Consider the following 12,576-nt stretch of genomic DNA (forward strand, 5'->3'; position numbering starts at 1 on the left):
CCCGGGCGGCACGTTACGCCCACAGTAGAATGCCCGCATGACTGCCCCCTCTCCCGACACGCTGGTGCTGATCGACGGGCACGCGCTGGCGTACCGCTCCTACTTCGCGCTGCCGCCGCTGCACAACAGCAAGGGCGAGGCCACGCACGCGATCCTGGGCTTTTTGCGGCACACGCTGCGGCTCGCGAGGCAGGCGGCCAATCAGGTGATCGTGGTGTTCGACCCACCGGTCAAGACCTTCCGGCACGAGCAGTACGGCGGCTACAAGTCGGGCCGCGCCCAGACGCCCGACGACCTGCCCGCGCAGATCAACCGCGTCCGGGAGATCGTGGACGCGCTGGGCTGGCCCCGGCTGGAGGAACCCGGCTTCGAAGCCGACGACGTGATCGCCACCCTCACCAAGATGGCGGAGGGGAAGGGCTTTCAGGTCCGCATCGTGACCAGCGACCGCGACGCCTACCAGCTGCTCGACGACCACGTGCGCGTGCTGAGCAGCGACTTTTCCCTGATCGGCCCGGAGGAGGTGCTCGCCAAGTACGGCGTGACCGTGCGGCAGTGGGTGGACTACCGCGCGCTCACCGGCGACGCCAGCGACAACATCCCCGGCGCGAAGGGCATCGGGCCGAAGACGGCGGCCAAGCTCCTTCAGGAATACGGGACGCTGGACGCCGTGCTGGACGCCGCGCGGGCGGGCACGCTGGAACCGAAGGGCACCCGCGAGAAGCTGCTGGCCTCCGAGGCGGACGTGCTGTTCAGCCGCGAGCTGTCCTGCATGGTGACGGACCTGCCGCTGAAGGTGGAACTGGGGGCGCGGCGCGGCGCGGGCGATCCCGCCCGGCTGGAAGCCCTGCTGGACGAGCTGGAACTCGCCTCGCTGAAGCGCGACGTGCTGACGCTGACGCAGGGGCAGACCGACGCCGGTGCGGAGGCGGCCAGCGCGCCCAGCTCCACCGCTGACGCCGTCCAGACCCCCCAGCTCGCGGAGTGGCGTACCCCCGCTGGAGACGTGACCTGGGGCTACGTCCTGTCGCGTGAGGACGACCTGACCGCCGACCTGATCGCGGCGGCCACCTTCGACGGACAGGTGGCGCGCGTGGCCCCGGTGGAGGAACGCGCCGGAAGCACCGCCGGCGCGGTCGCCGTGCTGGATGCCGCCGCGCCGGGCGGACCGCTGTTCACTGACCCGGAGGCGGACGAGGCCCCGAAAAAGCCCAGCAAGGCGGAGCAGAAGGCCGCCGAGAAAGCCGCGAAGGCTGCGCAGAAGGCCGCCGAGCGTCAGGCGGCCCTGTTCCCCCCCATCGTCAACGAGGCGGAGTTCATCGGGCAGCGGACGGTGACGGCGGCGGGGGCGAAGGCCCTGGCGGCCCACCTCAGCGTGCGCGGCACCCAGATCGAGCCGGGCGAGGACCCGTTGCTGGTCGCCTACCTGCTCGACCCGGCGAACACCAACATGCCGGTCGTCGCGGAACGCTACCTGCGCGCGGCCTGGCCGGACGACGCCGCGACCCGCGCGGCCATCACGCACCGCCTCCTCGCGGAGCTGCCCCCGCAGCTCGACGGCGCCCGCCGAAAGCTGTACGAGGACATGGAAAAGCCGCTCGCAGGCGTCCTGAAGCGCATGGAGGTGCGCGGCGTACGGCTCGACAGCGCCTATCTGCGGGGGCTGTCGGAGGCCACGGCGGGCCGCATCGCCACGCTGGAGGCCGAGATTCACCGGCACGCGGGCCGTGAATTCAGTATCCGCAGCCGCGACCAGCTCGAAGCCGTGCTGTACGACGAACTGGGCCTCGCCAGCGGCAAGAAGACCAAGCTGACCGGCAAGCGCAGCACCGCCGTCAGTGCCCTCGAACCGCTGCGCGACGAGCATCCCATCATCCCCGCGCTGCTGGAATACCGCGAGCTGGAAAAGCTGCGTGGCACCTACCTCGATCCCCTCCCCAACCTGGTGAACCCGCGCACCGGGCGGCTGCACACCACCTTCAACCAGACGACCGCCGCCACGGGCCGCCTCAGCAGCCTGAATCCCAACCTCCAGAACATCCCGATCCGCTCGGAACTGGGCCGCGAGATTCGCAAGGGCTTTATCGCGGACGAGGGCTTCTGCCTGATCAGCGCCGACTATTCCCAGATCGAGCTGCGGCTGCTGGCCCACATCGCGGGCGACGAGCTGATGCAGCAGGCCTTTCAGGAGGGCGCGGACATCCACCGCCGCACCGCCGCGCAGGTGCTGGGGCTGGAGGAAACGGGCATCACGCCCAACCAACGCCGCGCGGCCAAGACCGTCAATTTCGGCGTGCTGTACGGCATGAGCGCCCACCGGCTCAGCAACGACCTGGGGATTCCCTATGCCGAGGCCACCGGCTTTATCGAGGTGTACTTCAGCACCTACCCCGGTATTCGCCGTTATATCGACCAGACGCTGGAATTCGGGCGCGAACACGGCTACGTGGAAACGCTGTATGGCCGCCGCCGCTACGTGCCCGAGCTGAAGGCACAGAACCGCACGCTCCGCGAGGCGGGCGAGCGGCTGGCCTACAACATGCCAATTCAGGGCACCGCCGCCGACATCATCAAGATCGCGATGGTGCGCCTGGCGGACGAACTCGACGCGCTGGGCGCACGGCTCCTGCTGCAAGTCCACGATGAACTGCTGATCGAGGCCCCCAGTGAAAAGGCCGACGAGGTGGCCCGCCTGACCCGCGAGGTGATGGAGGGCGCGGCGCAGCTGAGCGTGCCCCTGGCGGTGGAGGTCGGCACCGGACCGAACTGGTACGACACGAAGTGACCCCGCGCACCACCTGACCTTGAGGCCCTCTTCAGACGGGGGGGACGCCTACCGTCCACCCGGCAGGGGTGCAGTCTGCTGGGCGGCGGAGGTTCCAGAGTGAACGAACAACTTGCATCCACCCTCGCGCTGCTGACCGGCGGCGTGCGGAACATCGATCCCGGCGTCGCGGTGCCCCGGCTGCGGGCGACCCAGGCCGCTCTGGCGGGTCAGCCCCTCACCGACATGCTGGCCGCCCAGCTCGGCAAGGTGGCCGAACTGCTGGAGGCCCGCCAGCTGACCGAAGCCGCCGTGTCCATCCCGCCCATCGCCGCCGAGGTCGAGAACTACGCCCGCGCCCTGCCCGAGGAGGACCGTCCCCCGCTGATGGCCCTGGCCGAACGCCTGCACCTCGCGGACGGTGGCCCGGACGCCTGAACGGCCCGGCCGAGCGCCCACCTGACTGGACACCTGTTCAGGCAAGGGGGCGTTCTCTGGCGGCGCCGGGGTACCTTCAGGCATGACGATTCGTGCGGTGTTCTGGGATATCGGCGGCGTGCTGCTCACCAACGGCTGGGACCGGGAGCAGCGGGCCACCACGTCCGCCCGCTTCGGCCTGGACGCCACCGACTTTGCCGAGCGGCACAAGCTGGCCGCGCCCGAACTGGAACGGGGCCGCATGAGTCTGGCGGAGTACATGGAGCAGACGGTTTTCCACACGCCCCGCGACTTCACGCCCGGCGACTTCCGGGCCGCGATGGAGGCCGAGAGCCAGCCGCAGGCGGACACGCTGGCCTACGCGCGTGACCTGGGCCAGCGCTGGCGCATGTACGCCCTGAACAACGAGGGCCGCGACCTGAACGAATATCGCGTCCGGACCTACACCCTCAGCGACTTTCTGCTGGGCTTTTTCACCTCCTGCTATCTGGGCGTGCTGAAGCCCAACCCGGCGATGTACCGCCTGGGGCTGGACCTCGCCCATGTCCGCGCCGATGAGGCCGTCATGATCGACGACCGCCCGCAGAACGCCGAGGCCGCGCGCTCGGTGGGGATGCACGCCGTCCGGTACCAGAACGCCGCCCAGCTCCGGGAAGAACTGGCGGCGCTGGGCGTGAAGTAGCCGGAAAGGCGCAGGGCCGGCGCGCCGGGCCTCACAGCATTTCCAGCGGCACCGGCCCTGTCGGCGCGGGAAAGGCCCGGTCGAGCTGCGCGAGGTCTTCCCCGCTGAGCTGCACGGCCAGCGCCGCGCGGTTCTCGCGGACATGCGCCTCACGGGCGGCTTTGGGAATGGCGATCACGCCCGGTTGCCGCAGCACCCAGGCGAGCGCCACCTGGGCGGGCGTGGCCCCGTGCCGCCGCGCGACGTCCTGCAAGGCGGGCTGCCGCAGCAACCGCCCCTGCTCCACCGGCGAGTACGCCATCAGCGGCAGCCCGCGCGCCTGACTCTGCGGCAACAGGTCAAACTCGATCCCCCGCCGCGTGAGGTTGTAGAGCACCTGGTTGGTCGCGGGCTGCCCGCCGCCCGTGACCCGGTCCAGGTCGCGCAGATCGTCCGGGCCGAAGTTGCTGACCCCCCAGGCGCGAATGTCACCGGACGCCCGGAGGTCTTCGAGCGCCGCGACTGTTTCTTCCAGCGGCACCGCGCCGCGCCAGTGCAGCAGGTAGAGGTCGAGGTGGTCCGTGCCCAGCCACCCGAGGCTCCGGTGGCAGGCCCGCACGGTGCCCTGCCGGCTGGCATGGCCCGGCAGCACCTTGCTGACCAGAAACACCTCGTCGCGGCGGCCCCGGATGGCTTCCCCCACCAGGCGTTCCGAAGCGCCGTCGCCGTACATCTCCGCCGTGTCGATCAGCGTCAGGCCGAGGTCCAGCCCGGTCTGCAAGGCGCGCAGTTCTTCGCGGTAGTGCTCCGGGCGTTCCCCCATCATCCAGGTGCCCTGACCGAGCACCGGCACCGGCTGGCCGCCCAGCGACAGGCCGGGCAGGGGCTTATGCGGCTGGGACATCGTCTACCCCTCCTCTCTTTCCCCCTCAGACCTTGACGAACTCCTGCACGCCCATCACGAACATCACCGCGCCGCCCACCGCGACCTCCACCGGGTCGGCGGCCAGGCCCTCGCCCTGCTCGCCCATCGGGACGCTGGGGGACACCAGGCGGGTGCGGGTCCGGCAGGTCTGCTGCACGTGGCGTTTCAGCTCCGCGAGCCGCTCGTCGGAGACCCCGATCATCAGGGTGGTGTTGCCCTCGCGCAGAAAACCGCCGGTGCTGGCCAGCTTGGTGACCTCGAAGGCGTTCTCGGACAGCACGCGCACGAGGGCGGCGGCGTCGGCATCCTGAATCACGGCGAGAACCAGCTTCATGAAGCTCAGGATAGCAGAGGGGGTGTAAGGGGCCGGTCAGACGACTGGGCCAGGGCAACGGAGCCAGGAAAAGTGGCCCCCAGACAGGCGGCCTAACAAAAAGGCCCCCGCAGAGGGGGACCAGAACAATGGGGAGAGGCGCGCCGTGAGGCTTACGCGACCTGCTTTTTCTTGCCGCTGGCCGCCGGGGCCTGTTCCTGGCCGAGGGCCTGCGTTTCCTTGAGGCGGAAAATCACCAGGCTGCCCACGAAAGTGCAGGTGACCATGCCGTGCGCGTTCAGCAGCGACAGCGCGCGCATCACGTCTTCACGGGTCATGCGCAGCTGCTCGCTCATGTACAGCGCACTGTCGGCCCGGCCTTCGAGGTAGTCGCGGACCTTCCTGGCGTCCTCGGTCAGGGGCGTGGCGGGCACATCGGCCAGACCGGGATCGGCCAGGCCATACACGGCGCGGGTGCCGGTGCCGGGCAGACGGCGCACGCGCCCCTGGTCCAGCAGGCTGGCGAGGGCGGCGCGCAGGTGCGACAGGGCCAGGCCGGTCGTCTTGGCGAGTTCGGTCTCGACCCATTCGGGCTTGCTTTCCAGCGCCTTGAGAACCAGCTTCTCATTGGCGCGGCGGGTTTCTTGCAGATCTTCGAGGGTGGGGGGGTTGAACATGCGCTATCCTCCGAACAACCAGAGCGGCCAGATGACATCCAAGGGGAGGACCGCTGCGGTCAGGGCGTGAACTCGGTACAAGTGCGCTACTAGGCGCAACTTTCCTATTGTGACAGATTCTCATGCTGGTTGCATGAGGTCACTGATGCCGGGTTGATCTTTGTCAAGAGGGCGCCGCACAGGTAGAAGGGACAGCGCAGCAGGGACAGCACGGAAAAGAGGCGAGCCAGGGAAACCGCGTGGCCGAAAAGGTGGCCCATGGTAAACGGTCGCGGGGCGCCTCACCGTGAGCCGGGCTGCCTTTATGGGTAGACCCGGGGGCAGGCCATACGGGGCCGACCCGGTCGGCGGCAACGTTTTGGCCCCGACTCCCGTACCCGCTCCCTGGGAGGCACCATGCTGGAACTACGGAACCTGAGCAAGACCTACGGCAAACACGCGGCGCTGCGGGACGTGACCCTGGGCGCCCCAGAGGGCGAGGTGTTCGGCCTGCTCGGTCCGAATGGGGCCGGAAAAACCACGCTGCTGCGGATCATCGCCACGCTGCTGCAACCTTCTGCGGGCACGGCGGTGCTGGCCGGACACGACGTGGGGCGCGAACCGGAGGCGGTCCGGCGGGCGATCGGCGTGGTGAACGGCGGCATGGGCCTGCCCGCACGGCTGACGGGGCGGGAAGTGCTGCGCTCCTTCGCCGGCCTGTACGGGCTGACGCGCACGCAGGCCGACGCACGGATTGCCGAACTGGACGCCGCCCTGGACCTGGGCCGCACGCTGGACACCCGCGCGGGGGAGTACAGCACCGGCATGAAACAGAAGGTGGTGATCGCGCGCGCCGTCATCCACGATCCCCAGGTGTTGATTCTGGACGAGGCGGCCAGCGGCCTGGACATCTTCGCGCGGCGCACGCTGCTGGACTTCGTGGCGGCGGCCCGGCAGCCCGGCAAGCTGACCCTCTATTCCACCCACGTCATGAGCGAAGCCGAGGAAGTCTGCGACCGGGTGGCGATTCTGCACGAAGGCGCGCTGGTGACGGTCGGCACCATCCCGGAGATCCTGGCGCAGACGGGCGAACGGAATCTGGAACGGGCCTTTTTTGCCCTGGTGCGCGGTGAGGGGGTCAGGCATGCGTCCTGACTACATCTGGCGGGTGGCCTCGCGCGACCTGCTTTCCACGCTGCGCGACCGGCGCACCCTTACCAGCACCATCCTGATTCCGCTGCTGCTGATTCCGCTGTTCACGCTGGGCCTGCCGCTGCTGTTGGGCAAGTTCATAGGCGGCCAGGCGCAGGAACGGCAGCAGGTGGGGGTGGTGGGCACGCTGCCCGAGTCGCTGCGCGCGGCGCTCACCCGCGACGAGAAGACGCCGGACGGGACCGTCACCCGCGCCGGGGTGAGGCTCGTCCCCGTGACCGACCCGAAGGCCGCCGTGCAGTCCGGGGACGTGGACGCCGCGCTGCGTGCCCCCTCTCCCCTGCCGCGCCGCGCGGGGGACGGAACGGGCACCCTGGAGGTCTACGCCAAGCTGGGAAACCTGCGCGCGCAGACGGGCGCATTTGCCAAGGTGCAGTCCACGGTCGAGGCGTACAACCGGGAGCTGGCCGTGCAGCGCCTGGGGACGCTGGGCCTGGGCGCGCAGACCCTGACGCCGGTCACCCTCGCCCCCATCGACGCCAGCCCCGAGCAGGAGCGGCGCAGCGGGCAGCTCGCCTTCCTGATTCCGCTGCTGATGCTGAACTTCATCCTGACGGGGGCGATGGCGACCGCGCTGGACGCGACGGCGGGCGAGAAGGAACGCGGCACCCTGGAAAGCCTGCTGGTGTCCCCGGTGCGCCGCAGCGAGGTCGTGGCCGGGAAGCTGCTCGCCACCACCGTCACGGCCCTCACGACGGCCCTGTTCAGCGTGCTGGGCTTTTTGCTGAGCGGCGTGGTGATGCGGGCGGTGCTGGCACGCGGCGACACGCCCGCCGAACTCACGCAGGCGTTCGGCGGCCAGCTCACGCTGACCCCCGGAAGCGCGCTGGCCCTGCTGGGCACGGTCGTCAGCGCCGCACTGCTGATCAGCGCCGTCCTGATCGCCCTGAGCATCTACGCGCGCAGCTACAAGGAGGCGCAGACCTACGTCACGCCCCTGAGCCTGCTGATCGTCTTTCCCGCCGTGATGCTGCAATTCAGCGACTTCCTGACCCTGAGCAGCGGCATCTACGCCCTGCCGCTGTTCGGCAGCATGGTCGCCATTCTCGACACGGTGCGCGGCAACCTGAGCACCGGGCACGCCCTGACCGCCATCGCCGCGAACCTGATCGGCGCGCTGCTGGTCGGACTGCTGGCGCTGCGCTCGTTCGGGCGGGAGGAAGTGATTTTCAGAAATTAGCCCTGAAGACACGGGGCGGGCCTTCCACCTTCGGAAGGCCCGCCCTGTTCCGCTTTGTCCTCAGCTCTGGGTCTTGGGCGCCTGGGGATCGGTGATGATCCGGCTGGCGGCGGGCTGCTCCTGCTCGGCTTCCGGGGTCAGGTCGGGCTGACCTTCCAGGGCGGCGCTTCCCGTTTCGTGGGGGCGGGCGGCGAGGGGGTCGATCGTCACCGTCTCCTTGCTCACGCTGTCGAGCAGGATGTCCAGCACATTGCCCGAGCGGGCGGCGTCGATCGCCTTGTGGGTGATGATCTCGCCGACGTTCAGGATGATGCTGTCGTCCGGGGCCAGGATCACGCGGGTGACCGGGCGGCCCAGGGCGTCGCGGATACGCTGTTCCTGCATCTCCTCCTGCCGCTGTTCCAGGGCCTGCCCGGCTTCGTCACGCTTGTCACTGAACCAGGCCTTGGCGCGGTCGAGCAGGTTGCTGGCGCCCTCGCTGACGCTGGCGACCCCCCCGGCGAGGGCGGCGCTCGCCCCCGGCGTTCCCCCCGCCGCAGTGCCGCCGGTGGTGGCCGCGATCAGCGCCTGGTCCACGTTCAGGTGCCGGGCACGCTCGGCGATGGCCGGGGTGACGATCTGCCCCTGCGCGGCGACCAGGCTGCCCCCGGGGGCACGCACGTCGGTCTTCACGCGGCGGCCGATGGTGGCTTCCAGACTGTTCGGGTCGAGACCCTGCCGCTCGCGGATCTCCTGCACGCTGTCCCCAATGGCCCCGCCCGTCGCCGCCGCCACGAGCGCGCCCAGCTTCCCGGCCTGCTCGGCGCGCTCGGCCTGGAACGTGGTGATGGTGCTGCCCTTGTGGACAATCACCTCGCTGACGCCGTCGGCCATCTCGGCGGTCACGTCGTTTGCGGCGGTCTTGCCCACCACGTACTCCTTCTGGCGCTCGGCGGTGGCCCCCCGCAGGTCGTCCACGCTGCCCTGCACCCGGTCGCGGACGTTGCCGTACGCCTCACCGAGGACCCCACCGGTCGCGGCGGTGGCGAGCGCCGTCAGCTTGCCCGCCTGCTCGGCGCGCTCGGCCTGCGCGGCGGTGATGGTGTCCCCCTGGTGGACGATCACGGTCCCGTCCTCCAGGGTGATGTCGCCGCCCGCCGTCTTGCCGACCACGTATTCCCGCTGGCGGTCCTTGGTGGCCTCGGCAATGTTCTCGTAACCCTGCTTCACGCTGTCGGCGGCGTTCTGGTAGACCCCGCTGAGGCTCTGCCCCGCCGACTGCACCGCGCCCTTCAGGCCGCCCGGCTCCTGCTCCTGCATGGCCGCCGCGACGCTCACCGGCACGATGGCCGCGTCCTCGCCGATCTGCACGGCTTCGGGGGCGGGCACAAAGGTCCGGCCACTGCTCATGTCGCTGAACAGGCCGCCGGTCGCCTCGTAGCCCTCGACCTGGCCCGTCTGTTCGTCGAAATACACGTCTGCGATCTTGCCGAGGTTCTCGCCCTCGGTGGTCAGCAGCGTCAGGCCGATCAGGCTGGTCTTGGAATCCAGCACCTCGGCCAGCCGCCCGTCCTCGCGGGTGGTGGTGACCGAAGCGGCGCTGTCGACCATGATCGCGTCCTCACCGAACGAACGGACGGCCTCGAAGGGCACCACCCGCGCCGCGCGGAACCAGCCGCCCTCGTCCACCAGCAGGCCCAGCAACTGGTTGGCCTGGTGGTCGAAAATCAGGTCGTGTACGCTCTCCACGCGCTCGCCCGTATCGATGGCCACGATATTGCGTCCGAGCAGTTCCTTGCCTTTGATCATGGGGATTCTCCGTTCAGGGATGGGGGTGGGGCCGCGCGCCCTCGGCGCAGGCGGGAACAACAGAAAAATGGACCTGGGAATGAGGGTGTTCAGCGTTCTCAGGAAAGGGGGGCGGGCGAAGAACTTCCGTGGACCTCACCCCACAGAGGCGCGGCCCACCGCCCGCTCAGAACCCCAGATTGAGCAGACCCCGGGGCTTGAGGTACAGGAAATAGAGCAGCAAGAACAGCACCACCAGAATCAAGATGATGAGGACCGCTGTCCGGCCTCCGCCGCCCCCGTTGCCTTGCAATCGAGCCATCAGTATTCCTCCACTTTTCAGTCTAGAAAGGCCCCCGGCTGAATGTGAGGCCCGCCTGCTCACCCCGGGTTGACTGAACCTTGCGCCAGCCTTAAGGCAGCCGCTCGTCCTAGACTCCAGGCATGACCCTGCCGCTGGATCACCTGTATGCCGCTCCCCCGCGAGGCCCGCACCAGGCGCGGCTGGCGGACCTGCCCCTGACCGTGCTGGTGGGCGTGACGGGCGTGGGCAAAAGCACCGCGCTCGGGGCCCTGCGCGCGGCCAGTCCGCAGGCCCGGGTGCTGCCCGACCGCCGCGAGGTCACCGATCAGGTGATGATCCTGCCGCTGGCCGGTGGCCCGGTCACCGACCGCGCCGAACGCTTCCGGCTCACGGCCCGCTACCGGGAGCAGCATCCGGGGGGCATGGCCCACGCGCTGGGCACCCTGACGGCAGACACCGGGTACTGGGGCGAGCGGCCTCTCTTCGACGGGCTGCGCGGGCTGGCCGAGGTGCAGTACGCGGCGGACACCTTTCCCGCCTGGCGGTTCGTGGCCCTGCACGCGCCGGACACGGTCCGGGTGCGCCGCCTGCTGGGCCGGGCGGATACCTTCGACCGGGTGCGGGGGACGGCGGCGGCGGGAAGTTTACGCGCACAACTGGACACCCTCCCCGGCGTGGACAAAGTGTTCACGCCCGCCGACCTCGGTGCCCTCGCGGCGCTGGAGGCGGAGGGACACGCGCCCACCGACATCCTCGCCAAGACCCGGATCGTGGTGACCGAGCGCCAGCATTACGACCCGGACGCGGCGGCGGCCTTTCTGGGTACGCTGCCCCGGCAACGCGCGCTGCTGCTCGACACGGTCACCCTCTCGCCCGGGCAGGTGGCCGCCGCCACCCAGGCGTGGGCATGAGCGCACCCAGGGTCGCGCGGATCGAGGGCGTCCCCTACCGCCTTCCCCTCCAGGGCACGCTCGCCTGGGGTGCCCACAGCGCCCTGAGCGCCGCCGAACACGTCCTGGTCAAGGTCACGCTCGACGATGGAACGGTCGGCCTCGCGGAGGCCACGCCGCGCCCCACGATCTACGGCGAGACGCAGGCCAGCGTGGTCGCCATCCTGCGGCACCTCGAACCCGCGCTCAGGGGCCTGGCGATCACGGACGAGGCCGCCCTGAACCGGGGCCGCAACAGCGTGGCGAACAACCACACCGGACGCGGGGCACTCGATATGGCGCTGCACGACGCCCGTGCCCGCGCCCAGGGCCTCACGCTGTGGGACACGCTGCTCGGCCCGAACCCCCGGGTGCGTGTCAGCTTCATCCTGGGAATCGGCACTCCCGCCGGAATGCTCGCGGAGGCCGAGCGGGTGGTCGGGGCGGGGGTGCGCTGCCTGAAAGTGAAGGTGGGCCGCGACCATGCCCGCGACCTCGCGGTGATCCGGGACCTGCACCGCGCCTTCGGGAACGAGGTCCAGCTCTATGCCGACAGCAACGAGACGCTGACGCCGGAGACGGCCCCCGCCGCCCTCGCCGCCATGCGGGACGCAGGCCTGACCTACGTCGAGGAACCGCTGCCCGTGCGGGACCTGCGGGCCAGGGCCGACCTGCACGCGCGGGGCCTCCTCCCCATCGTCGCGGACGACTCCTGTTTCACGCCCGCCGACCTCGTCCGCGAACTGGGCTTCGGCACCTTCGACATCCTGAACGTGAAGACGGCCCGCAACGGCTTTACCGACGGCCTCGCCATGCTGCGGACCGCCGCCGCCCACGGCAAACGCGGCATGGTCGGCTCGCAGGCCAGCACCGGCCTCGGCACCCTGCATGCCGCCCTGCTGTCTACACAGTCGGAGGTCACCGAGCCGTGCGAACTCAGCTTCGTGCTGAAGCTGCAAGACGATCTGCTGGACCGGCCCATCACCTTTCAGGACGGCTGGCTCGATGTGGCTGGCCTGCGGCATGCCTCCCTTGACCCGGCCAGACTGGAGCGGTACCGGCTGTAGGCTGGGTGCGGCGCTCCTCCCCCTGTCTGGGGCACAGCACATTTGTCCCCGGCCCGCTCCCGTAAAAATGAGATATGAGCCAAGAAATGCTCAATGCCCTGGCCCTCCCCCTGCTGTTCAGCATGATCGGCGGCACCTATGCCTATCTGCGTTTTCCCGACCGGCGCTCGCGCGTGCTGCTCACGCTGATCCTGTTTCAGCTCGTCGGCGCGTACGGCCACGCCGTGCAGCCCGGCGCGGCCCTGTTCGGCCTGCTGGCCCTGCATATGCTGGTCGTGTTCGGCCTGCTGCTGCACGGCCTGCTCACGCCCAAGGCCGAACTCGCGCCCGAGCGGGTGCGGCGGGAGTAGAGGTCCGGGA

General features: G+C 69.8%; 13 protein-coding genes. 8 read left to right on the top strand and 5 right to left on the bottom strand.

Translation table 11 applies throughout. The features are described 5' to 3' along the window. The first annotated feature begins 37 nt into the window (after positions 1–37). The 3 genes from polA to DEIPH_RS00495 all read left to right on the top strand — a co-directional run bounded on the left by polA (position 38) and on the right by DEIPH_RS00495 (position 3,884). Positions 38–2,785, top strand: coding sequence for a DNA polymerase I (polA, locus tag DEIPH_RS00485; protein WP_034352106.1), 2,748 nt, complete (start codon positions 38–40; stop codon positions 2,783–2,785). A gap of 99 nt (positions 2,786–2,884) precedes the next feature. Beyond that, positions 2,885–3,202: a hypothetical protein gene (locus DEIPH_RS00490; protein ID WP_034352109.1), complete on the top strand. Its 318-nt coding sequence runs from the start codon at positions 2,885–2,887 to the stop codon at positions 3,200–3,202. 82 nt (positions 3,203–3,284) lie between these two features. Further along, a complete protein-coding gene (locus DEIPH_RS00495; RefSeq protein ID WP_034352113.1) occupies positions 3,285–3,884 on the top strand; it encodes an HAD family hydrolase in 600 nt (199 codons plus the stop codon). A 31-nt stretch (positions 3,885–3,915) separates the two neighbouring features. Here DEIPH_RS00495 and DEIPH_RS00500 read toward each other — a convergent pair whose 3' ends face one another. The 3 genes from DEIPH_RS00500 to DEIPH_RS00510 form a co-directional block, all read right to left on the bottom strand. Further along, the gene (locus DEIPH_RS00500) at positions 3,916–4,767 is read right to left on the bottom strand and encodes an aldo/keto reductase (RefSeq protein ID WP_051517040.1); all 852 of its coding nucleotides are present in this window, start codon (positions 4,765–4,767) and stop codon (positions 3,916–3,918) included. A gap of 25 nt (positions 4,768–4,792) precedes the next feature. Then, positions 4,793–5,122, bottom strand: coding sequence for a cyclic-di-AMP receptor (locus DEIPH_RS00505; protein WP_034352116.1), 330 nt, complete (start codon positions 5,120–5,122; stop codon positions 4,793–4,795). A gap of 152 nt (positions 5,123–5,274) precedes the next feature. Then, a complete protein-coding gene (locus DEIPH_RS00510) occupies positions 5,275–5,778 on the bottom strand; it encodes a transcription initiation factor IIE subunit alpha family protein (RefSeq protein WP_034352120.1) in 504 nt (167 codons plus the stop codon). 396 nt (positions 5,779–6,174) lie between these two features. Here DEIPH_RS00510 and DEIPH_RS00515 point away from each other — a divergent pair, with 396 nt between their 5' ends. Together DEIPH_RS00515 and DEIPH_RS00520 are read left to right on the top strand one after the other, a co-directional pair. Beyond that, the gene (locus DEIPH_RS00515) at positions 6,175–6,912 is read left to right on the top strand and encodes an ABC transporter ATP-binding protein (protein ID WP_034352124.1); all 738 of its coding nucleotides are present in this window, start codon (positions 6,175–6,177) and stop codon (positions 6,910–6,912) included. Continuing rightward, a complete protein-coding gene (locus DEIPH_RS00520) occupies positions 6,902–8,149 on the top strand; it encodes an ABC transporter permease (protein ID WP_034352127.1) in 1,248 nt (415 codons plus the stop codon). Before DEIPH_RS00515 ends, DEIPH_RS00520 begins: the two co-directional genes overlap by 11 nt. A 60-nt stretch (positions 8,150–8,209) precedes the next feature. Here DEIPH_RS00520 and DEIPH_RS00525 read toward each other — a convergent pair whose 3' ends face one another. Both DEIPH_RS00525 and DEIPH_RS20755 read right to left on the bottom strand, forming a co-directional pair. After that, positions 8,210–9,937, bottom strand: coding sequence for a PRC-barrel domain-containing protein (locus DEIPH_RS00525; protein WP_034352131.1), 1,728 nt, complete (start codon positions 9,935–9,937; stop codon positions 8,210–8,212). Between the two features lie 166 nt (positions 9,938–10,103). Continuing rightward, positions 10,104–10,238 (bottom strand): hypothetical protein, encoded by a 135-nt coding sequence (locus tag DEIPH_RS20755; RefSeq protein ID WP_267134636.1) that lies wholly within the window; start codon positions 10,236–10,238, stop codon positions 10,104–10,106. A gap of 122 nt (positions 10,239–10,360) precedes the next feature. Here DEIPH_RS20755 and DEIPH_RS00530 point away from each other — a divergent pair, with 122 nt between their 5' ends. The 3 genes from DEIPH_RS00530 to DEIPH_RS00540 all read left to right on the top strand — a co-directional run bounded on the left by DEIPH_RS00530 (position 10,361) and on the right by DEIPH_RS00540 (position 12,566). Beyond that, positions 10,361–11,131 carry a hypothetical protein gene (locus DEIPH_RS00530; protein ID WP_034352134.1) on the top strand — a complete coding sequence of 257 codons (771 nt, stop codon included), beginning with the start codon at positions 10,361–10,363 and terminating at the stop codon, positions 11,129–11,131. After that, on the top strand, positions 11,128–12,216 hold the full coding sequence (locus tag DEIPH_RS00535; protein ID WP_034352139.1) for an enolase C-terminal domain-like protein: 1,089 nt from the start codon (positions 11,128–11,130) through the stop codon (positions 12,214–12,216). Before DEIPH_RS00530 ends, DEIPH_RS00535 begins: the two co-directional genes overlap by 4 nt. Before the next feature lie 74 nt (positions 12,217–12,290). Next, on the top strand, positions 12,291–12,566 hold the full coding sequence (locus DEIPH_RS00540; protein ID WP_034352142.1) for a hypothetical protein: 276 nt from the start codon (positions 12,291–12,293) through the stop codon (positions 12,564–12,566). Positions 12,567–12,576: the final 10 nt, after the last annotated feature.

The organism is Deinococcus phoenicis, from assembly GCF_000599865.1.
In the GTDB taxonomy this organism is placed as follows: Bacteria; Deinococcota; Deinococci; order Deinococcales; family Deinococcaceae; genus Deinococcus; species Deinococcus phoenicis.

What these genes read in the sequence shown, in the direction of transcription:
- DEIPH_RS00530 (WP_034352134.1), top strand. Translation starts at nt 10,361, where the DNA reads ATGACCCTGCCGCTGGATCACCTGTATGCCGCTCCCCCGCGAGGCCCG.
- DEIPH_RS00510 (WP_034352120.1), bottom strand. Translation starts at nt 5,778, where the DNA reads ATGTTCAACCCCCCCACCCTCGAAGATCTGCAAGAAACCCGCCGCGCC.
- DEIPH_RS00500 (WP_051517040.1), bottom strand. Translation starts at nt 4,767, where the DNA reads ATGTCCCAGCCGCATAAGCCCCTGCCCGGCCTGTCGCTGGGCGGCCAG.
- DEIPH_RS00505 (WP_034352116.1), bottom strand. Translation starts at nt 5,122, where the DNA reads ATGAAGCTGGTTCTCGCCGTGATTCAGGATGCCGACGCCGCCGCCCTC.
- DEIPH_RS00515 (WP_034352124.1), top strand. Translation starts at nt 6,175, where the DNA reads ATGCTGGAACTACGGAACCTGAGCAAGACCTACGGCAAACACGCGGCG.
- DEIPH_RS00495 (WP_034352113.1), top strand. Translation starts at nt 3,285, where the DNA reads ATGACGATTCGTGCGGTGTTCTGGGATATCGGCGGCGTGCTGCTCACC.
- DEIPH_RS00525 (WP_034352131.1), bottom strand. Translation starts at nt 9,937, where the DNA reads ATGATCAAAGGCAAGGAACTGCTCGGACGCAATATCGTGGCCATCGAT.
- DEIPH_RS00540 (WP_034352142.1), top strand. Translation starts at nt 12,291, where the DNA reads ATGAGCCAAGAAATGCTCAATGCCCTGGCCCTCCCCCTGCTGTTCAGC.
- DEIPH_RS20755 (WP_267134636.1), bottom strand. Translation starts at nt 10,238, where the DNA reads ATGGCTCGATTGCAAGGCAACGGGGGCGGCGGAGGCCGGACAGCGGTC.
- DEIPH_RS00535 (WP_034352139.1), top strand. Translation starts at nt 11,128, where the DNA reads ATGAGCGCACCCAGGGTCGCGCGGATCGAGGGCGTCCCCTACCGCCTT.
- DEIPH_RS00520 (WP_034352127.1), top strand. Translation starts at nt 6,902, where the DNA reads ATGCGTCCTGACTACATCTGGCGGGTGGCCTCGCGCGACCTGCTTTCC.
- polA (WP_034352106.1), top strand. Translation starts at nt 38, where the DNA reads ATGACTGCCCCCTCTCCCGACACGCTGGTGCTGATCGACGGGCACGCG.